1 protein-coding gene is annotated in these 387 nt (G+C 50.1%); it reads right to left on the bottom strand.

Annotated features, from left to right (window positions below; translation table 11 throughout):
• The coding region (locus tag C5J22_RS30915; RefSeq protein WP_172746852.1) for a carboxy terminal-processing peptidase at positions 1-387 on the bottom strand (387 nt) is incomplete at both ends.

Raw genomic sequence — 387 nt, 5'->3', positions numbered from 1 at the left:
CTCACGCACAGCGTAGTTCAGAGAAACGATATTGCGCTTGTCCTTCATAGCGTTGAAGCGCGCGATATCCTTCATGATGTTCTGGAACTCAGGATCTTTCGCGATACGCGCATTATGTTCCTTCAGCAGCTCCGGCCCAAAGGCCGTTAAATCGCCTGATTTCACATAAGTCGCGGCATCAATGCTATCCCACGGCAGCGCGTTATCTTCGAATTTCTCACCCGTTTCCGTTTCTTCATTACCCGTCGGCATGATGATGTCTGGCGTTACGCCTTTACGTTGCGTACTGCCGCCGTTAACGCGATAGAATTTCTGGATCGTGTACTGCACAGAACCCAGCGCTGGCCATTCAGGACGTAACATCTGATCGTAAATACGGTTCAATGA

It is taken from the genome of Neorhizobium sp. T25_13 (assembly GCF_002968675.1).
Lineage (GTDB): Bacteria > Pseudomonadota > Alphaproteobacteria > Rhizobiales > Rhizobiaceae > Neorhizobium > Neorhizobium tomejilense.
Note: the sequence above shows the minus strand (reverse complement) of the source record. Positions and strands in the feature narration are given on the sequence as shown.